The following is a 19,053-nucleotide window of genomic DNA, read 5'->3' as shown; positions in this document are numbered from 1 at the left end:
ACTCGGCCTCATATCCTTTGGTGCACGGTTCAACTCCACTTGGGCCCACCAAAATACAAGCCGTGGATAACCCGGCTTTAGTGTGTCTGGTGCAGCCATTTTAATGTGGCGGGTCTGACTACCTCCTTATCTAGCAAAAAACCTGTACATACTCTTACACAATCAGGGTGTGCCTTGATGGCGTTATGACGCGACTCATTTCTTGAGCACCTTGCATCATCTGGCAAAGGAGTGAATGGCACCCAGTTCGTATGCGTCCGGCCAAGTCATCTACCCAGCCTCGCAAGGCCAAGACATGATGTGCACTTAAAATTTAAGTGGGCACCAGTTCTAACCTATTAAGCGGGTATTTCATGCAGCCAACACGCCGTTCCTATTCAAAATCCTTCAAAGCCCAGGTCATTCAAGAGTGTGCCCAGCCCGGCGCTTCTATTGCCAGCATCGCACTCGGCCATAGCCTCAACGCAAACCTCGTCCACGTACGGTAGGTGCTACGGCGCAGGCGCACCATTTCGCTAAGGTGGGCAGTTGCGAGGCGCCCAGGTTAACCTACCCATTACAATCAAGTCATCGCGTCTAGGCGGTACGACGTTAGGCAGCCCGCTAAATAAAGTTCAGAACCCTAGGTCTTCAGGTACTCATCCATATCCAGCTCGGGAAACTTGCGCGTCATGAACTGCAGAGCATCCGGATCCCGGTTGTCCCGATAATGTCGTACGGCATTCAGGACATCGATTCCGCTCCACATCTCGGTCCATAGGATTTCGGGTTGGTGGCGCAGCAACACCTTCAGTGCTTCCAGAGAAGTACCGCCCAAATCGGTCACATGTCTTGCCGCTGAATGCCCTTGACGGTCGACAGCATGAATATCGGCTCCCGCCTGCAGCAGGCGCTCCATGATCTCGGGGTGACGTCTGTTGGTCGCCCACATCAAGGGCGTCAGTCCAAGAAAAATCGGGTCCTTGATGGGCTCGTCCGGATGCTTACCAGCCGATAATAGCGCTTCGACCACCATCAGGTCACCATTCATCGCTGCTTTCGCCAACGCGCCATCCTCGGCATACATACCGCCACGTCGCACTAGCTCCACAGCCAAGGCGGATTGCTTGTAGCCAATTGCACAACTGAGAGCGGTTTCTCCCCATTCGCCACGCAGATAACGCAACCTCCACGGCCGCGCCAATTGCAATGCAGCTTGGTCATTGCCCAGTTCGATCTCTTGAAAAAGTCGAGAGCGAATGGTTCGGCGAAACCAATGGTTCAAATGGTAAGAATTCCAGTGTTCTGGAACAGTGAAAACGAAAGTTCTCCACCCAGGAATCCGTATAACAAAAACACTTGTCATCATGCACCCGGCGCTGAAATAGATGGCCAGATACTATCGCTGCACGTTCCAATCCAGAACCCTCAGCTTTTGCTTGTACTCCTGAAACACCTATGTGTGCCGCCGTACTCGAGCAAATGAGCCGCAGATCCCGGCAGGTCGAGTTTCTGAATGCCCACGCGGTGATGTTCATCGGGTGTACAGAGTATCTGAGCGGGAAGCGGTGATGTTGCAGCGCTTGCGCTGGTGGTGAAAGTCAGACAGGCGAAAAATGTGGGGATGCAAAGCTTCATCGCATTGTTCCTTAGTGAGAGCCCACATTCACGGTGGTGTAGCCTCGGGTCCAAACCTTTCCTGTGTCTTGCCATAGAGTTCCCCGCTGACAGTTACCTTAAAAATGCTTTGAGGCGCTACCGGTCAGGCAAGTCGATGGTTGCTTAAAGTTTGCTACAAGAGCAGCGCCCAAGTGTTTTTTGAGTAGTAATTCAGGGAGCTAAAGGGAGACCTGCGTCCAATCCATCATAGGTGCAACGCTAAAGCGCCGAGACAGTGCGGGGCTTGATTCTGCTGGGCTAAAGCTTTGTTTATCTGGCATTTTACTCAACGTGTTTTGGGGCGAGTCGGTGTGATACAGCGATCACTTTCAGAACAGGGGCGCAATTCTAACAAGAGACCCAGGCGTTCGCCTGAAAACACGCTTTGCCGGTGCAGACCGGTGCAATGCCTTGGTAGTGCCCTGCCTACGTTGCATAAGCAGGGCGGCTGTAGGATGGGGCGTTGTCGTTATTTCACGAGCGCATGCCCAATGCTTGTCGCTGGATCGCTTTGCAAAAAGTTTGTCACGAGCGTGTTGAATGCCTGGGGATTTTGCAGGAACGCGAAGTGGCTGGTGCCTGGAATAAATGCCAGCGACGCATTGGGGAGGGTATTGGCAATGTAGCGAGTATGTTCTGGGCGGATAGCCTCGTCATGCTCGCCGTCAACGACCAGCACGGGGGCTTTGATGGTTTTCAGTTGTGCTTCAGTCCAATCCGGCTGGGTGCTGTACATCAGCGTCAGCTGAGCATTCAACTGTTCAAACCCCTTGGGGGTTGGGGACAGCGTTGCATATTCCTGCGGGGCGCGTTTCAGCATTTGCGCGAAGGCCGGTTTTTTATCGGCGCCGGTGAATGTTCCAGCGGTATCAACGTTTGCGCCAAAGGCGACGACGCGGTCAACTTTAAGTGGATAGCGCATGGCCAGGTCCAGAGCGGTAATGCCGCCATCGCTCCAGCCCAGAAAGTTGGCCTTGGCCACCCCGAGTTGGGTCATCAGGACTGCGACGTCGTCGGCAAACAAGTCATAGCCGAGGGGCTGTTCGCCCTGGGAGCTACGACCGTGCCCGCGGGTGTCTACGGAAATGACTTTAAAGTGTTTGGAAAGCAATGCTGCCTGGTTAGCCAGGTAGTCCGAATTGGCAGGTCCACCGTGAAGTATGACCAGTGGATAACCCTCGCCGCTGATGGAATAGGCCAACTTTATTCCATTGACATCCGCTGTTTTAAACAAGGCTGAATTTTTTGGCGTGGGTGGCAGGATCTCCCATTGATTGGCTGCTGCATGGGCAGTGCCTCCCGCTAAAAGGCCGGCGAGTAAGCCGGCATGAAGGAGGGTCGTGCGCAGGGTGATGAAGGGGGTGTTGAACAGCGAGAAGTTCATGAGCATTTACCTAGAGTTCAAGAAAAAAGTAACGTACTTGATTAGCACTAGGGAGACGCCTGAGAGGGAAATCTATTCCTGACTGGTGGTTTTCCGTAGGGCGGGTAAATGCTCTTTGGTCGAAGAGACAGAGGGCGCGCGGTGTTTTGAGGCCTGGGAGCAAACGCTCAGGCAGCGTTATCGGCAAGGTTGCAATATTGCCCTTTGAAATACAGCAACGGCTGCGTAGCAGGGCCTTCTTGCACGTTGAGCGCTTTCACTTCGCCGATCACGATCAGATGGTCGCCGGCAACATGTTCGGCGTGAATTTCGCAATCAAGCCAGTGCAGGCTGCCGGCAATGATCGGATTGCCCAGCGGCGACTTCTGCCACTCGACGTCCTGCCACTTGTCTGTCCCTTTGCGGGCGAACTGGTTGGAAATCCTGACCTGTTCACCCGAGAGGATGTTGACGACGAATCGACCGGCCTGGCGAATCTTGGGATAACTGGCCGAGCTGGACATTACGCTGAATGACACCAGTGGCGGGCTCATCGACACGCTATAGAACGATTGGCAAGTGAAACCAATCGGCTCGTCATCAATGTGCGATGTAATCACTGTGATACCGGATGCGTAGTGTCCGAGAGCTTCGCGAAAGCTCAATGGCTCGATAGCGGTATGGGGACGTGACATAAGTAAGTCCTGAATGGTGTTCGCGACTCGACACCAGTGAGGCGGGCATGGCGCAGCGTAATGATCTGGTTGATTCAAACGGCGCCAATGCCTGCTCCGATGTCAGTGCTGCACTAGTTCGAAAGTTCTCTTCGGACGATTTCTGCACCGGCACTCAATGCATTCAGCTTGCCCCTGGCCACGCGGCGAGACAGCGGAGCCATGCCGCAGTTGGTGCAAGGGTAGAGTTTGTCGGCGTCTACAAACTGAAGTGCCTTGCGCAACGTAGCGGCCACTTCCTCGGGCGTTTCAATGGTATCGCTCGCCACATCGATGGCGCCGACCATTACTTTTTTGCCACGAATGAGCTCAATGAGGTCCATGGGCACATGCGAGTTGTGGCATTCCAGCGAAATGATATCGATGCTGGATTTTTGCAGTTTGGGGAAGGCTTCTTCGTATTGCCGCCACTCTGACCCCAGGGTCTTTTTCCAATCCGTGTTGGCCTTGATGCCATAACCGTAGCAAATATGCACCGCGGTTTCGCATTTAAGGCCTTCGATGGCCCTTTCCAGGGTGGCAACGCCCCAATCATTTACCTCATCAAAGAACACGTTAAAGGCGGGCTCGTCGAATTGGATGATATCCACGCCGGCTGCCTCGAGCTCCCTGGCTTCCTCATTGAGGATCTTGGCGAATTCCCACGCCAGTTTTTCGCGGCTCTTATAGTGGTTGTCATAGAGCGTATCGATCATCGTCATGGGACCCGGCAGCGCCCATTTTATGGGCTGTTGGGTTTGCTGACGCAAGAACTTGGCATCTTCCACAAACACCGGTTTCTGGCGGGCAACAGCGCCTACCACAGTCGGTACGCTCGCATCGTAGCGATCACGAATTCTGACGGTTTCACGTTTTTCGAAATCAACGCCGCTGAGGTGTTCAATAAACGTGGTGACGAAATGCTGGCGAGTTTGTTCACCGTCGCTGACGATATTAATACCGGCGTGTTGTTGTTCCTGCAATGACAAACGCAAGGCATCCTGCTTGCCTTCAATCAAGGCGTCGTCTTGCAATTTCCAGGGTGACCAAAGGGTTTCCGGTTGTGCCAGCCAGGATGGTTTGGGGAGGCTGCCGGCAGTTGAAGTGGGTAACAGTTTTTTCATAAGAGATAACCTTGTGTTTTTAATGAGTCAAAGCGCGTAGTGGGCGGACCACTGCTCAAGCGTGGCCTGGTAGGGCTTGATAAAGTGCTCTTCGACAAACGCGCCTTGCTCGACCGCCAGACGGCTACGCTCTTCGCGGTCGTAAACAATTCGGGTTAACGAATAATCCTGGTGTTTCAAACTCGGTGTATAGGACTTTCCTGCTGCAGAGTTCGCGTTGTAGATCTCGGGACGGTAGATCTTCTGGAAGGTATCCATGGTGCTGATGGTGCTGATCAGCTCGAGGTTCGTGTAGTCACCCAGCAAATCGCCGGCAAAGTAAAAGGCCAGCGGAGCGACGCTGTTGGGTGGCATGAAATAGCGCACCTTCAAGCCCATCTTCTTGAAGTACTCATCGGTCAGAGAGTAATCATCCTGCTGGTATTCAACACCGAGTACCGGGTGCTGATTCTCAGTGCGTTGATAGGTCTTGCTGCTCGAGACGCTCAGGCAGATAACCGGGGGCTTGTTGAAGTGCTCCTTATAGGTATTGGAGTTGACGAAACACTTGAACAGTTTTCCGTGTAGCTCTCCAAAATTCTCAGGGGTGCTGAACGTCGACTGGTTCTTGTTGTGCCCCAGCAATAGCACGCTGAAATCATAGTCTCGCACGTAGGAGGAGAAGTTATTGCCGATCATGCCCTCGATACGCTCGTTTGTTTTGCGATCGACAATGTTGGTTTTCAATATTTCAATCAAAGGCAACGCCTTGTCGCTGCGATCGGCATCCAGTTTCATTTCAATGGAGATGATTTCAAGTTCAACCGTGTAGCGGTCACCCTTGGGATTGTCCCAATGCGCCAGCGCATTGAAGCGGTTGTCAATCATCTTCAAGGTGTTGCGCAAGTTCTCTTGGCGACTCTGGCCACGGGCCAGATTCGCAAAATTGGTCGTAATGCGTGTGTTGTCCGAGGGATGATAGTTTTCATCGAAACTCGTGCTTTTGATCGTGAATGCAAATTCTGTATTCATTGTAATTGGCTACCCTGATGTCTGAGATAACGCCTGAATGCGCAGGCTGTTTTGTTATCCTGGCGGCTTATTTTCTAAGATTGACGGGCATTTTAGGCGGGGCCATGGGTTGACTGAAAACGAATTGATTTCACTAAATCTTTAGTCATATTCATGAAGGGACGGCGCAGGTCACCAGGCATCCTGGCTTGCGGTGCAGCGCTCTTTCAAACCTCTGCAATCCTGCGACCGGACGAAATTTCATCATTTCCCGTGGCATTAAGGTTTAGGCTCCTGTCCACGAGAGGATTCCATGCCTCAGCCCTCAGGAAACTGAAAAATGATCTTGAATCTTGCCAAAGTTGGAATGGTCGCCAGTGTGTTGCTAGTTGAGGCGTGCTCGTCGGGTTCGTCGAGTGTGGGTAGTGACCCTTGCTTTTCGGGAGGATGCCAGGCGTTCGGTGACCACATCCTCAACAAGGCCACCAAAATGAGCTTTGGTGGCAGTGGGCTCGGTAGTCGTTATGGTGAGTACGGTTCCGGGTTGTTGAAGGACGACTGACCTGGACGCAAGGCTACTACGCAACCCGATACGCTCGCCCCCTCCCTGGCAGCATGAACCAGCCGTGCAGTTTACGGCTGAGTGGCGGACCTGTATTGGCGTAGCAGGACGCTGGCGATCACACATGAGCTGCCAAGAATAAAGCCCAGGACGGCCCCGAGGAGCGTGAGTGCTTTTGCATTTTCATTATTGATGACTTTGACATCGTCAATGAGGTTGAAGGCTTTAAGGCCGTGCTCTGAGGGGGGTGTTGAGAGATTAAGTGCCAGGGCATTGCTATTGGCTTGATTGAGTGCGGTGTTTAACTTGGCCTTGGCAAGTTCTTTTGTGTCAGCTGTGAAAGACGCGATATAAAGAACAGGATCGTCTTTTCTGGACGAAGGCATGACCTGTTTCAAGTGGACCGAGTGGGCGGTCAACGTCCCAATCGCGGTATAAAATATATCGCTTTGCAGAGTGCTCAATATTTTTGGTTCTAACAGTGTGTGTTTTTCAATTGAGGCAATAGCCTCATTATAAGGCGCTAGAAGTGAAGGTTTGGAGAGATAGGTGCTAGCCGTCCATTGCTCAGGTGATAATGCATGAATTGACAACGAGATTATGGCTCCCGCAATGGTCGTTGCGATGATGACTATTTTGTTTCGCAGCAAGGCCTGAAGAAAGGGCATCAAATCTATTTCATCTTCAGAGACGTTACTTTTTGGGTGGTTTGAGGGCAGCACAAAAAATCCTTTTGTCGTATAAAAATATGCGCTTTAAAACTCGTCCATGAGCGGGTTGAATTTTATTCAATCCGGATGCGATCTTGTCTTTTTGATAGTTTTCCGTTTGCCTCACACTGTTTAGCTGTGAAGACCTCAGCATAGCAGTCGCCTGAGTGGGCATTATTAAGTTCCGACGACCTGTCTGTTTATGCCTGTCTCGCTGAGCAGTTGCCCACGCCTTTGCCGCCAACAATAAAAGTTGGTGGCATTGCGATATCACGTTGCTTCAGTCGGTGTCGATCTTACTTGCTGTAGGGTAATTGTCTGTTTGCTGTGGGAAGTTTCAGGCTTGGACAGCGCTCGAACCCAAAATCAACCGAACCCCTAACGCACCCATCACCACGCCTGCCGTGCGATCAAACCAATGCTTGGAGCGCAGATACAGCGCACGTGGACGCTCGGACGAAAACGCCAGTGCCACCACCGTGTACCAACCCGCTTCAATGGCGAAAATCGCCGGCAACAGCACGGCAAAGGTCCAAACCGGTGGATTGGCCGGTAAAAACGCCGCGAAGATACTGCCGTAGACAATCGCCGCCTTGGGGTTGCTCAACTGTGTCACGGCAGCCAGGGAGAAAGATTTGCGCACGCTCTGTGGGCGGCCATCGGCGGTGGTGGGCACGACGATCGGGCTTTTGGCCGAACGCCACAGTTGCACGGCGAGCCATACCAGGTAGGCGCCGCCAAGGATTTTCAGGATCACGTACAACCACTGCGCCTGGGCGAGCAGGGTTTGCAGCCCGAGCAGACCCAGCCCGCCATATACCACGCCGCCAACACCCATGCCCATGGCAGCTGCCAGTGCGTCACGGCGAGAGAGGGCGATGGCGGTGCGGGTGACGAAGACGAAGCTGGGACCGGGGCTGGCGGCGCCGACTGCGATGGCGCCGAGGATGCTGAGCAGGGGGAGGGTGATATCCATGGAAAGCCCTTCTTTTTGTGCTGCGTGAGTTGGGGATAAAGATGTCTCAACAGCACAACAGTTCAGGGCCCGGGTTTATTCCCTGCGATCAATGCCCGCCTTTCATGCGTCGCGCCATCACGTAGAGGCCCAGCCCCACCAGCGCTGTCGCCGCGCCGATGTAGCCGGTGCTGGTCCAGCCCAGCCCGGCGGTAATCGCCATTCCGCCAAACCATGGCCCCAGCGCGTTGGCCAGGTTGAATGCGGCGTGGTTGGATGCCGCCGCCAGGCTCGGGGCTTCATGGGCGATATCCATCAGGCGGATCTGCAAGGGGGCGGCCAGTGCGACCATCGTACCGACCAGCCCCATGCTCAGCAGCACGCCCCAGAGTGAGGCTGCCGCGAAGGGGAAGAACAGCAATACCGCCATTGACCACACCAGGATCAAACCCACCGCACGGAACTGCAAACGGTCGAAGAGCTTGCCACCGGCGATGTTGCCGATGATGCCGCCGATGCCAAATGCGGCCAGGCCAAAAGGAATCCATTGGGGGGTAACCCGGGTCACTTCCAGCATGGTCGGCGCCAGGTAGCTGAAGACGCAGAACATTCCGGCAAAACCGATGGCACCGATGGACAGGGCCATCCACACCTGGGGTTTGGTAAAAGCGCGCAATTCCTTGCGCGGGTCGCTGCGTTGTTCGTCGTGGCGGTGCGGCACGAACTGCCAGACCAGCGCGATCGTGCACAGGGCAATCACGCTGACCAGTGCAAACGCCGAGCGCCAGCCCAGGTGTTGGCCGAGGAAGGTGGCGATGGGGTTGCCCAGCAGCATCGCCAAGGTCAGGCCCATCATCACGCGCGCTACCGCATCGGCGCGCTTGTCGTTGGGCACCATGCTGGACGCGACCACGGCGGCAATCCCGAAATAGGCGCCGTGGGGCAGGCCGCTGATAAAACGGAAGGCTACCAGCGAGCCGAAGGTCGGCGTGAAGGCCGTGGCGAAGTTGCCCAGGGCATACAAACCCATCAGCAACAGCAGCATATGCTTGCGCAGCAGTTTGGCGCCCAGGATCGCCAGCAGTGGCGCGCCGACCATCACGCCGAGGGCGTAGGCGCTGATGGCATGGCCCACCTGGGGCTCGCTCAGGTTCAGGTTATGAGCGATGTCAGGCATCAGGCCCATGATGGCGAATTCGCCAGTACCGATCGCGAAGGCGCCCACAGCCATGGCCGCTTCCATCTTGGCAGCGCTGCGCGCGGGCAGTACGTGCCCCGGTGTTTGGTGGATAGACATGGATCGCTCTGTATTGAAGGGTGGTACGGGGAGGAGGCGTCGATGCTACGCAAGCTGCGGCAAGGGTGTCTAGAACAGCCTTTTGCCTGAGCGTTCCAGGGCTGTGACCCCAGGTCGCGCCCGTCGGTCTTGACAGCTGTGGAGCAAAACCCGCGATTTAGAGCTGTCAATTGGCCAAACGGAGCATAAACGCTGTTTGGCGTGATATTCTGCGCGCCGTCTTGGTCTAGTCTTTCCCCGGTGCGTACACCTGTATACGTCCCGGCGGTTGGCTGTCGGCCAGGTAGCTGAAGCCAATAATGATAAGAAGTCAGCGCAGAAGGGACATAAAAGTGAGGTCGATGCATCGGCCTTGTGTGCCCACCCTGCGGTTTCCGAATGAATGTGCACACCCCACGGTGCGTTGCCTGGCGCAGCGTGAAGGCGGGTTGCCCATGATCAGGGGCGGTAGGGCGGATGGCGTTTTATCATAGGTGCTACTGATGTTTAAAAAAGTAAACACTGCCCTGCTGGGGCTGGCTTTGTCGCTGGGGATCACGTCCGTTCACGCGGCAGAGGCAAAGAAAGTCGATGTGCTGCTGATCGGCGGCGGCATCATGAGTGCCACGCTGGGTGTCTGGCTCAATGAGCTGGAGCCGGGCTGGTCGATGGAGATGGTCGAGCGTCTCGACGGCGTGGCCGAAGAAAGCTCCAACGGCTGGAACAACGCCGGTACCGGTCACTCCGCCCTGGCTGAACTGAACTACACCCCGGAAGACAAGAACGGCAACGTTGAGATCCCGAAAGCGGTCGAGATCAACGAAGCGTTCCAGATCTCCCGTCAGTTCTGGTCCTGGCAGGTCCGCCAAGGCGTGCTGAAGGACCCGCGTTCGTTCATCAACACCACACCGCACATGAGCTTCGTGTGGGGCGATGACAACATCAAGTTCCTGAAAAAACGCTACGAAGCCCTGAAGGCCAGTCCGCTGTTCGCTGGCATGCAGTACTCCGAAGACCCGGCGCAGATCGCCAAGTGGGTTCCGCTGATGATGGAAGGGCGTGACCCGAACCAGAAAATCGCGGCTACCTGGAGCCCGCTGGGTACCGACATGAACTTCGGCGAGATCACCCGCCAGTTCGTCGCTCACCTGCAGACCACGCCTAAGTTCGACCTGAAACTGTCGAGCGAAGTGCAGGACATCACCAAGAACGCCGACGGTTCGTGGCGTGTGAGCTACAAAAACCTGAAGGACGGCACCAAGACCGAAACCGACGCCAAGTTCGTGTTCATCGGCGCTGGCGGTGGTGCACTGCACTTGCTGCAAAAGTCGGGTATTCCTGAAGCCAAGGAATACGCTGGCTTCCCGGTAGGTGGTTCGTTCCTGGTGACCGATAACCCAGCGGTTGCCGAGCAACACCTGGCCAAGGCCTACGGCAAGGCTTCGGTTGGCGCGCCACCGATGTCGGTTCCGCACCTGGACACCCGCGTGCTGGATGGCAAGCGCGTGATCCTGTTTGGCCCATTCGCGACCTTCTCGACCAAGTTCCTGAAAGAAGGCTCGTACCTGGACCTGCTGACCAGCACCACCACCCACAACATCTGGCCAATGACCAAGGTCGGTATTCGTGAATACCCACTGGTCGAGTACCTCGCCGGCCAACTGATGCTGTCCGATGACGACCGCTTCAAGGCGCTGCAAGAATACTTCCCGAACGCCAAGCAATCCGACTGGCGCCTGTGGCAAGCCGGCCAGCGCGTGCAGATCATCAAGCGTGACGAAGAGCAGGGCGGCGTCCTGAAACTCGGCACCGAAGTGGTCAGCTCCGCCGATAACACCATCGCAGGTCTGTTGGGGGCATCGCCAGGCGCGTCCACCGCGGCTCCGATCATGCTGACCGTGCTGCAGAAAGTGTTCAAGGACAAGGTCGCGACGCCTGAGTGGCAGGCCAAGCTGCACCAGATCGTACCGAGCTACGGCACCAAGCTGAACGACAGCCCGGAAGCGGTTGCCAAGGAATGGGCCTACACCGCCGAAGTCCTGCAACTGCCCACGCCGCCTGTGATTCCGCAAATGGCTGCACCAAAGGCCACCGAGGCTGCCAAGCCTGCGGCTGAGCCGAGCAAGCCGGCGTCCGACCTGGCGCTGTAAGCGACACCTCGATGTACAAAAGCCCGCTGAACCGGTAACGGTCAGCGGGCTTTTTCATGGGGTTGATTCAGAGCGTGAAGCCGTTTTTGACCTGCTCGTAAAGGTGCAGGGCCAGCGCGTTACTCGAGTCGCACAACAGGTACAGATGATGTTCCGGCAGTGCTGGCAAGTTGAACTTTGCGCTGACCGGTACAAGCCCCATGCCCATACGGCTTTCTTCTATCAGGCCCATGGCGGCGCCACTTCGAATACAGGCTTCGACGGCTGATGAGTTGGGACTTTCCATCAGTACCCGATGATAGACGCCGTGATCTTGGAGGGCTTGCAACGCTGCTGCACGGTACGGGCAGCCGGAGATCGGCACGGTGATCGGCAGCGGTGCATGAGGGGCGCAATGGAACCCTTCGGCGGCTACCCACAGTGGCTGGACCGGGCCCAGACGTTCGCCCTGTTCCAGCGGCAGTGCGCTGACGGTCAATGTCAGATGGAGTTGGTTGGCGATGAAGAGTTTCAGTAGTTCGCCGCTGGTGCGGGCTTCGATTTCCAGTTCGAGCAGCGGGTTGTCGGCGATCAAGCGCGGCAGGCAGGCTTGAATGAAGGCGGGGGCGTAGGTGTCGGGGATGCCGAGGCGGATTTTCCCTTCCATGCGCTGAGGCATCAGAGCGATCAACAGGCGGTCGTGACTTTTTAGGAATTCCGTGGTGTCTCCCAGCAGTTTCTTGCCGAAGAGCGTCAGTTCCACCCCCTGGTTGTTACGGCTGAACAGTCGCTGGCCCACCTGATCTTCCAGCTTCTGGATGTGCGTGGTCACGGTCGAGGCACTGCGGTGCACGTGATCGGCCGCTTCGTTGAAACGACGGAAGCGCGCCACGGCATGGAAGGTGCGGAGCAATTCAATATTCAGCCGAGGGGTCATGATTTCACTTTTACGGATAATAGGTGCAGGTTATTCAAATATACACAAGGATGTGAGGCCCTTAGCCTTCCAGTCAACTCACACCGACTGGAGGTCTCATGAAGCGATCCACCCTGGGGCTGTTGCCATTGCAGGCAGCCTTCGTGCTGTCGTGGAGTTCCGGCTATATCGGCGCCAAACTGGGGACGCAAGGTGGCGAGGCCTTCAACCTGCTGTTCTGGCGCTTCCTGCTGGTCACGGTGTGTCTGGGCGTGTTTTTGAATAACCGGTTGCGGACGGTGTCATGGATGCAGATTCGCCATTACGCGGTGATCGGCTTTCTATCGCAATTCCTGTACCTGAGTTGCCTCTATGTGGCGATACAAAAAGGCTTGCCGCCGGGTATCGCGGCGATCATCGCTGCGCTGCAGCCCTTGATGACCGCGGCGCTGTCGTCACGCAGTACTACTGAGCGCAGTGGCGCCTGGCAATGGTTGGGCCTGCTGATCAGCTTTGCTGGCGTATCGGTGGTGATTGCCGGGCAATACAGCAGTGAAGGGCAGACTGTCGGAGTGCTCATGTACCTGATGCCGCTGGTGTCAGCACTGGGCCTGACGTTGGCGACCCTGTACGAACGTCACTCCGTACAACCGGAGCAGACAGGCCTGGTGTTGCCGCTGTTCATTCAATCTCTGTTGAGCCTGGTGGGTTTTACCGTGGCGGTACTCTGCACCGGCACGCTGAGTATTCCCCATACCACCGAGATGTTGGTCTCGATCGTCTGGCTGACAGTGTTTTCCACCTTCGTCGCTTATCTGAGCCTGTGGATGCTGTTGCGAACGATGACCGCCACGCACGTCGCGGCCTTGGTCTATCTGGAGCCGCCGGTCACTCTGGTGTGGGCTGCGTGGCTGTTCGGCGATGTGATTCAACCCGCAACCTATGCCGGTATCGCCGTGGTGATCGCAGGGTTGATGCTGGTGCGGGTGACGCGACGTGGAGCGCTTTGCACCTCCTGATTGCACGTTAGATCGGCTTCCGGGTGCCCAACAGTCGAACCTCCCGCAACAGTGCGGCACCGAGTTGGTCGGTGCCCAGCTCGCGGTAGCCGACCGCCTTGATATCACCATTTTCTTCTGCCTGGATGATGATCACCGGCGTCTCCTTGCCGGTGGTTTCGTCCACATGCAGGGCATACTGGGGGATGTCCAGCTTGATCGGCGTACCTGCCGCCAGGCCTTTCACATTGATCAAAAACGCCGCGCAACCGGTGTCCACATCCGTGCTGGTAGCGGAGCGACCGCTGACAAAGCAGGTTTGCGGCAAATCAGGCCAGGCAATCGTGTCGGCATTGGCCAGGCTTGAGGTTGTGGTCAAGGCAGCGATAAGCAGCGCGCGCACGTGGGTCGTTCTCTTGATCAGGTTTGAACGCGACTTTTACCAAAGCCCGGCTTGAGCCGCAACGCCGAACTCACGCGAGGCGTTTCATGCCCGCGGTCCTGGCAGCGTCGAGGTCGAAAGTGGCCGTGTACTTGCACCCTGCCGCGTGGGCGCAGCGTTCGATCAGGCAGTCTGCAAAGTCGGCTTTGTTGGAAGTGAACCGCCGCAAGGCCTGCCAGACGATTTCGGCATGCTCGATGATCAGCTCCCGGGTGCGCAACAGCGTCTCCAGAACGTTGATCACGTCGCTTTTGGCCGACTGATAGCAACTTTGTAAAACCCAGACCAGTTCCACCACGGACACCAGGCTGACAAAACCCGGCGACGCCGTAGTGAGCGACTCGATCAACTCGCAGGCCTTGGGCGATTGGGTCGGGTCATCCTGAGTGACGTAACGAACCAGTACATTGGTGTCCAGGCCGATCATCCTGCCTTGGCTCCCTGTGCGGCAATTGCACGGTTCATGTCCTCGATGGACACCGGCTGGGCAGGTTTGCGGATCAACCCCTTGAGGTCGTGCACGGTCTTGCTGGCGGCAATGATGGAAAACCGGCCGTCGTCCGTTTCTACGAACTCGACGCGGTCTCCGGTTTCCAGGCCCAGAGCGGTTCTGACTTGAACCGGAATGGTGATTTGGCCTTTTGAGGTCAGTGTGGCGGTCGCCATATTGAATATCTCCATCGTGATGCTCCTTACCTTAGGGTAAGGAATGCTGGAGGACAAGATCCGTTGGTCCATAGGGGGCTTCTCTGGTGTGGGCGAGTCGGAACAGGTAAAAAGATAGCCCGACAAATGACGTCGACACGCCTGAATGCCCCTGCAAAGAGATACAGCATATGACTGACCGCCAACTCATCATTCCCCCCGTCATGCAGGCCATCGTCGAACGTGCCGGCTACGTGCCCGCCGTCAAGGTCGGCAAGACGCTTTACTGTGCCGGGCAGGTGGGCCGCACAGCGGCACTGGCCGTGATCGAAGACCCCGAGGCGCAATTCGTCGCCGCCTGGGAGAACCTGCGACTAGTGCTGGAGGAGGGAGGGTGCAGCTTTGACGATGTGGTGGACATGACCACGTATCACGTGGATATGAGCCGGCACATGGCGGTCTTTCGAGAGGTGAAAAACCGTCTGTTCCCACGCGGACATTGCGCCTGGACCACGATCGGGGTGTCCGAACTGGCACACCCCGGTCTGCTGGTGGAAATCAAATGTGTGGCGGTGCAACGCTGATTTATTGCACCACTCGGTAGCACGGTACATACGCCGCACCGCCCGGCAGTTTCATGCGGTGCTGGGCGACGAACGCCTGTAGCAGTTCATCCAGTGGCTTCATGATGGCGGGGTCGCCGTGGATCTCATACGGGCCGTGCTGTTCGATCAGGCGAATGCCCTTGTCCTTGACGTTGCCCGCCACAATCCCGGAGAACGCACGGCGCAGGTTGGCCGCCAGTTCGTGCGGGGGCAGGGCGTGGCTCAGTTGCAGGCTGGCCATGTTGGCGTGTGTCGGGTCGAACGGGCGCTGGAAGCCCTCGTCGATCTTCAGCAGCCAGTTGAAGTGGAACGCGTCGTTGCGCTCACGACGGAATTGCTTCACCGCCTTCAGGCCGGCGGTCATCTGGCGCGCCACTTCGGCCGGGTCATCGATGATGATCTGGTAGTGCGCCTGCGCCGCTTCGCCCAGGGTGGCGCCGACGAACGCGTGCAGTTGCTGCAGGTATGGCGCGGCGTGCTTCGGTCCGGTCAGGACGACCGGGAACGGCAGGTCGCGGTTGTCCGGGTGCATCAGGATGCCCAGCAGATAAAGGAATTCTTCGGCCGTGCCGGCGCCGCCAGGGAAGATGATGATGCCGTGGCCGACACGCACGAAGGCTTCCAGGCGTTTTTCGATATCCGGCAGGATGACCAGTTCGTTGACGATCGGGTTCGGTGCCTCGGCAGCGATGATGCCCGGTTCGGTCAGGCCCAGGTAGCGACCGCCGGTGATGCGTTGTTTGGCGTGGGAAATGGTCGCGCCTTTCATCGGACCTTTCATCACGCCCGGGCCGCAGCCAGTGCACACGTCAAGGCTGCGCAGGCCCAATTCGTGGCCGACCTTCTTGGTGTATTTGTATTCTTCGGTGTTGATCGAGTGGCCGCCCCAGCACACCACGATCTTCGGCTCTACACCGGGGCGCAGCGTGCGGGCGTTGCGCAGCAGGTGGAACACGTAGTCGGTGATGCCCTGGGAGTTGCTCAGATCGATGCGCTGGCTGTCCAGCTCGTTCTCGGTGTAGACGATATCGCGCAGGGCGCTGAACAGCATCTCGCGGGTACTGGCGATCATTTCGCCATCGACGAATGCGTCGGCAGGCGCGTTCAGCAGTTCCAGGCGCACGCCGCGATCCTGCTGGTGGATGCGCACTTCGAAGTCTTTATAGGCGTCGAGGATGGTCTTGGCGTTATCGATATGCGCGCCAGTATTGAGGATCGCCAGGGCGCACTGGCGGAACAGGGTGTAGATGCTGCCGGTGCCGGCTTCGCTCAGTTGTTGCACTTCACGCTGGGAGAGGGTTTCGAGGCTGCCCTTGGGGCTGACGGAGGCATTGATGACTTGGCGTTGGGGCATTCTGATTCCTTGAAAGCACAGCCATTGCACCGGTAAAGGGCCGCAATGGCTCTGGAAGAGTGGGCGCCGAGTTCGGTCGCACGAGACGGTTATTTACCTCAGGTACAAGGCCGAGCGCAAACACCGTCCACCCCCATCATGCCGCAGAACTTACTGAATCAGCTTCCAGTTTTTGTAGAAAACCCGACGCAGGGTAAACACCAGGCCGGCAAAGCCCGCAATAACCGCATTGAGAATCGACGGCAATGGAGTCGGGCGGACGATATCGATAAACAGGCAGTAGCGCTTGGCGTCATTTTTGTTGAAGGACGCGTGCATCAGCGTGTCGTCGAAAATGAACAGTGGGTCGTCGTGCCAGTAGTGCTTGTGCTTGCCTACCTGAATGTAGACGCCCTCGTGATGGGGGGCTGGCGCCATGTTGTAGAGCACGCGGAACATCATGCGCAGCGGGCCGAAGTGAAAAGAAGTGGAGCGGTTTTCGTTGAAGACCGATACGCCGATGGTTTTCACGAATGGCAGTTTTTCCCGCAGCCGTGGAATATCCAGAGTGGTCTCGATGGGGCGACCGTACCACTGGAAAAACAGCATTCCGCGCTTCTTCTCGGCCATGCGCTCATCGAGATAACCGATGATTTCATCCTTGTGCGCCATGGCGTCGTCGATCACCTGTTGCAGGTCCTTGCGCCAGGCGGTCGGCAGGTCGGCCATCGTATACACATGGCGGTTGCGGCTGCTCACCAGGTCGAACAGGGTGTTGAACGGCGCCAGCAACCAAGTGTTACGGCCATTGCCGATGAAGTATTTCTTGAGAGTGTCGCGGTCGTACAGGCCATTGCGCAGGAAGTCGTAAATGCCGCACACCACTACAAGCAGCAGAAACCCGAGGGTCGTGCGGGGAAAGCAGTAAATGACCAGCAGGACACCCAGCGCCCACGCGGCGGAAACCAGTTTTTTGCGAACAGCGCTTTTACTCATGAAACTCGGCTCCGGAGCGCGAAATAATTCGAAACAAAGTCGCTATGATAGGGGGTTATTGCCGCGCCGGGCGTTTTAAATATTGCGAAATTGTGAAGACGTTGAACAAAATTTTACGTTTGTGGCCTGCACGTTAGCTCAAGTGTCACAAAAAGCCCGGAATGGATTGAATTTTGTAAACAGAAGATTTGCGACTATCGTGACGCTTCGTTTTTTCGGACGTCATAGACCGGTACGATTGAAGTTGAATGGCCACCACTGGCCTTCGGCACCTTGGAAGAGGCAGAAATTTTATGATCATCAAACCGCGGGTTCGTGGCTTTATCTGTGTGACCGCTCACCCTGTTGGCTGTGAGGCGAACGTCAAGGAACAGATCGACTACGTGACGCAACACGGCGCCATCGCAGGCGGCCCGAAGAAAGTACTGGTCCTGGGTGCTTCCACCGGCTACGGCCTGGCCGCGCGCATCAGTGCTGCGTTTGGCTGCGGCGCCGACACCCTGGGCGTGTTTTTTGAGAAAGAAGGCGAAGAGGGCAAGTTGAGCTCGGCCGGCTGGTACAACAGTGCCGCGTTCGAGAAGTTTGCCGTCGAAAAAGGCCTGTACGCCAAAAGCATCAACGGCGACGCGTTTTCCGACGAGATCAAGCGCCTGACCATCGAAACCATCAAGAAAGACCTGGGCAAGATCGACCTGGTGGTCTACAGCCTGGCCGCGCCACGCCGTACCGACCCGCAAGGCGTGGTGCACAACTCCACCCTCAAGCCGATCGGCAAGTCCGTGACCCTGCGCGGTATCAACACCGACAAGGGCGTCGTGGTCGACACGACCCTGGAGCCGGCGACCCAGGAAGAAATCGACGGCACCGTCAAAGTGATGGGTGGCGAAGACTGGCAGTTGTGGATCGACGCCCTGCGTGACGCCGACGTCCTGGCCGAAGGTGCCAAGACCACCGCGTTCACCTACCTCGGCGAGAAGCTGACCCAGGACATCTACTGGAACGGCTCCATTGGCGAAGCCAAGAAAGACCTGGATAAAAAAGTCCTGACCCTGCGTGACAACCTCGCGGCGTTCAAGGGCGACGCCCGTGTGTCGGTGCTCAAGGCCGTGGTCACCCAGGCCAGCTCGGCGATCCCGATCATGCCGCTGTACCTGTCGCTGCTGTTCAAAGTGATGAAAGAGCAGGGCACCCACGAAGGCTGCATCGAGCAGGTCTACGGCCTGTTCAAGGACAGCCTGTACGGCAGCGAGCCAAAGCTGGACGCCGATGGCCGCTTGCGCGCCGACCTGGCCGAGCTGGAGCCGAAAGTCCAGGATGCCGTGGCGGCCCTGTGGAACCAGGTGACCGACGACAACGTCAACGAAATCAGCGACTTTGCCGGCTACAAGGCTGAGTTCCTGCGTTTGTTCGGCTTTGAAGTCGATGGCGTGGATTACGATGCCGACGTCAATCCGACCGTGAAGATCAATGGCCTGATTCAGGCCTGAAGCGCGCTTCACAATAGATGAAGACTTTTGTGGGAGCTGCCTGCGATGCTATCGCGGGCAAGCCCGGCTCCCACAAAAGCCCGCTCCCACATTTGTATTGTGTAACGCTCAGGAACCTTCCTACACGCCATCGCGCTCCCGGCGACCCTCACAATCTGCCAGACTCCCAGC

The 19,053-nt window shown here is 56.8% G+C and carries 20 protein-coding genes; 6 read left to right on the top strand and 14 right to left on the bottom strand.

Annotated elements, in window-relative coordinates; genetic code table 11:
- The first annotated feature begins 353 nt into the window (after nt 1–353).
- Nucleotides 354–488: a transposase gene (locus tag ACW9IN_RS03575; protein WP_457364575.1), complete on the top strand. Its 135-nt coding sequence runs from the start codon at nt 354–356 to the stop codon at nt 486–488.
- Between the two features lie 134 nt (nt 489–622).
- Here ACW9IN_RS03575 and ACW9IN_RS03570 read toward each other — a convergent pair whose 3' ends face one another.
- The 5 genes from ACW9IN_RS03570 to ACW9IN_RS03550 all read right to left on the bottom strand — a co-directional run bounded on the left by ACW9IN_RS03570 (nt 623) and on the right by ACW9IN_RS03550 (nt 5,849).
- Nucleotides 623–1,264 (bottom strand): ankyrin repeat domain-containing protein, encoded by a 642-nt coding sequence (locus ACW9IN_RS03570; protein ID WP_457364574.1) that lies wholly within the window; start codon nt 1,262–1,264, stop codon nt 623–625.
- Nucleotides 1,265–2,107: 843 nt separating this feature from the next.
- Complete coding sequence (locus ACW9IN_RS03565; RefSeq protein ID WP_457364573.1) at nt 2,108–3,022, bottom strand: alpha/beta fold hydrolase; 915 nt, start codon at nt 3,020–3,022, stop codon at nt 2,108–2,110.
- Nucleotides 3,023–3,189: 167 nt separating this feature from the next.
- Nucleotides 3,190–3,696, bottom strand: coding sequence for a flavin reductase family protein (locus tag ACW9IN_RS03560; protein WP_457364572.1), 507 nt, complete (start codon nt 3,694–3,696; stop codon nt 3,190–3,192).
- 113 nt (nt 3,697–3,809) lie between these two features.
- A complete protein-coding gene (locus ACW9IN_RS03555; RefSeq protein WP_457364571.1) occupies nt 3,810–4,838 on the bottom strand; it encodes a methionine synthase in 1,029 nt (342 codons plus the stop codon).
- A 27-nt stretch (nt 4,839–4,865) separates the two neighbouring features.
- Complete coding sequence (locus ACW9IN_RS03550; RefSeq protein ID WP_457364570.1) at nt 4,866–5,849, bottom strand: DUF1852 domain-containing protein; 984 nt, start codon at nt 5,847–5,849, stop codon at nt 4,866–4,868.
- A gap of 319 nt (nt 5,850–6,168) precedes the next feature.
- Here ACW9IN_RS03550 and ACW9IN_RS03545 point away from each other — a divergent pair, with 319 nt between their 5' ends.
- The gene (locus tag ACW9IN_RS03545) at nt 6,169–6,390 is read left to right on the top strand and encodes a hypothetical protein (protein ID WP_457364569.1); all 222 of its coding nucleotides are present in this window, start codon (nt 6,169–6,171) and stop codon (nt 6,388–6,390) included.
- 71 nt (nt 6,391–6,461) lie between these two features.
- Here ACW9IN_RS03545 and ACW9IN_RS03540 read toward each other — a convergent pair whose 3' ends face one another.
- The 3 genes from ACW9IN_RS03540 to ACW9IN_RS03530 form a co-directional block, all read right to left on the bottom strand.
- Nucleotides 6,462–7,112, bottom strand: coding sequence for a Wzz/FepE/Etk N-terminal domain-containing protein (locus ACW9IN_RS03540; protein ID WP_457364568.1), 651 nt, complete (start codon nt 7,110–7,112; stop codon nt 6,462–6,464).
- A gap of 325 nt (nt 7,113–7,437) precedes the next feature.
- Nucleotides 7,438–8,076, bottom strand: coding sequence for a LysE family translocator (locus tag ACW9IN_RS03535; protein ID WP_457364567.1), 639 nt, complete (start codon nt 8,074–8,076; stop codon nt 7,438–7,440).
- 88 nt (nt 8,077–8,164) lie between these two features.
- Entirely contained in the window at nt 8,165–9,352 is a 1,188-nt protein-coding gene (locus ACW9IN_RS03530; RefSeq protein ID WP_457364566.1) for an MFS transporter, read from the bottom strand.
- Between the two features lie 482 nt (nt 9,353–9,834).
- Between ACW9IN_RS03530 and mqo the strand changes: the two genes are divergently transcribed.
- On the top strand, nt 9,835–11,481 hold the full coding sequence (gene mqo / locus ACW9IN_RS03525) for a malate dehydrogenase (quinone) (RefSeq protein ID WP_457364565.1): 1,647 nt from the start codon (nt 9,835–9,837) through the stop codon (nt 11,479–11,481).
- Between the two features lie 67 nt (nt 11,482–11,548).
- Here the strand turns inward: mqo and ACW9IN_RS03520 are convergent, their stop codons facing one another.
- Nucleotides 11,549–12,397, bottom strand: a complete 849-nt coding sequence (locus tag ACW9IN_RS03520; RefSeq protein WP_457364564.1) for a LysR family transcriptional regulator — start codon at nt 12,395–12,397, stop codon at nt 11,549–11,551.
- A 98-nt stretch (nt 12,398–12,495) separates the two neighbouring features.
- On the opposite strand from ACW9IN_RS03520, the gene ACW9IN_RS03515 reads away from it, so the two are divergent.
- Entirely contained in the window at nt 12,496–13,395 is a 900-nt protein-coding gene (locus ACW9IN_RS03515; RefSeq protein WP_457364563.1) for a DMT family transporter, read from the top strand.
- A gap of 7 nt (nt 13,396–13,402) precedes the next feature.
- On the opposite strand, the gene ACW9IN_RS03510 is transcribed toward ACW9IN_RS03515, so the two are convergent.
- The 3 genes from ACW9IN_RS03510 to ACW9IN_RS03500 form a co-directional block, all read right to left on the bottom strand.
- Nucleotides 13,403–13,777 (bottom strand): hypothetical protein, encoded by a 375-nt coding sequence (locus ACW9IN_RS03510; RefSeq protein WP_457364562.1) that lies wholly within the window; start codon nt 13,775–13,777, stop codon nt 13,403–13,405.
- A 70-nt stretch (nt 13,778–13,847) separates the two neighbouring features.
- The gene (locus ACW9IN_RS03505) at nt 13,848–14,243 is read right to left on the bottom strand and encodes a PIN domain-containing protein (protein ID WP_457364561.1); all 396 of its coding nucleotides are present in this window, start codon (nt 14,241–14,243) and stop codon (nt 13,848–13,850) included.
- Nucleotides 14,240–14,497 (bottom strand): AbrB/MazE/SpoVT family DNA-binding domain-containing protein, encoded by a 258-nt coding sequence (locus tag ACW9IN_RS03500; protein WP_457364560.1) that lies wholly within the window; start codon nt 14,495–14,497, stop codon nt 14,240–14,242. The genes ACW9IN_RS03505 and ACW9IN_RS03500 overlap by 4 nt, the downstream gene beginning before the upstream one ends.
- A gap of 155 nt (nt 14,498–14,652) precedes the next feature.
- Here ACW9IN_RS03500 and ACW9IN_RS03495 point away from each other — a divergent pair, with 155 nt between their 5' ends.
- On the top strand, nt 14,653–15,045 hold the full coding sequence (locus tag ACW9IN_RS03495) for a RidA family protein (protein ID WP_457364559.1): 393 nt from the start codon (nt 14,653–14,655) through the stop codon (nt 15,043–15,045).
- A 1-nt stretch (nt 15,046) separates the two neighbouring features.
- On the opposite strand, the gene ppnN is transcribed toward ACW9IN_RS03495, so the two are convergent.
- Both ppnN and ACW9IN_RS03485 read right to left on the bottom strand, forming a co-directional pair.
- Nucleotides 15,047–16,420 carry a nucleotide 5'-monophosphate nucleosidase PpnN gene (ppnN, locus tag ACW9IN_RS03490; RefSeq protein ID WP_457364558.1) on the bottom strand — a complete coding sequence of 458 codons (1,374 nt, stop codon included), beginning with the start codon at nt 16,418–16,420 and terminating at the stop codon, nt 15,047–15,049.
- 150 nt (nt 16,421–16,570) lie between these two features.
- Nucleotides 16,571–17,395 carry an aspartyl/asparaginyl beta-hydroxylase domain-containing protein gene (locus ACW9IN_RS03485; RefSeq protein ID WP_457364557.1) on the bottom strand — a complete coding sequence of 275 codons (825 nt, stop codon included), beginning with the start codon at nt 17,393–17,395 and terminating at the stop codon, nt 16,571–16,573.
- 293 nt (nt 17,396–17,688) lie between these two features.
- Here ACW9IN_RS03485 and fabV point away from each other — a divergent pair, with 293 nt between their 5' ends.
- Nucleotides 17,689–18,882: an enoyl-ACP reductase FabV gene (fabV, locus tag ACW9IN_RS03480; protein ID WP_457364556.1), complete on the top strand. Its 1,194-nt coding sequence runs from the start codon at nt 17,689–17,691 to the stop codon at nt 18,880–18,882.
- Nucleotides 18,883–19,053 lie beyond the last annotated feature (171 nt).

The sequence above is a fragment of the Pseudomonas sp. SDO5271_S396 genome, from assembly GCF_054071795.1.
Note: the sequence above shows the minus strand (reverse complement) of the source record. Positions and strands in the feature narration are given on the sequence as shown.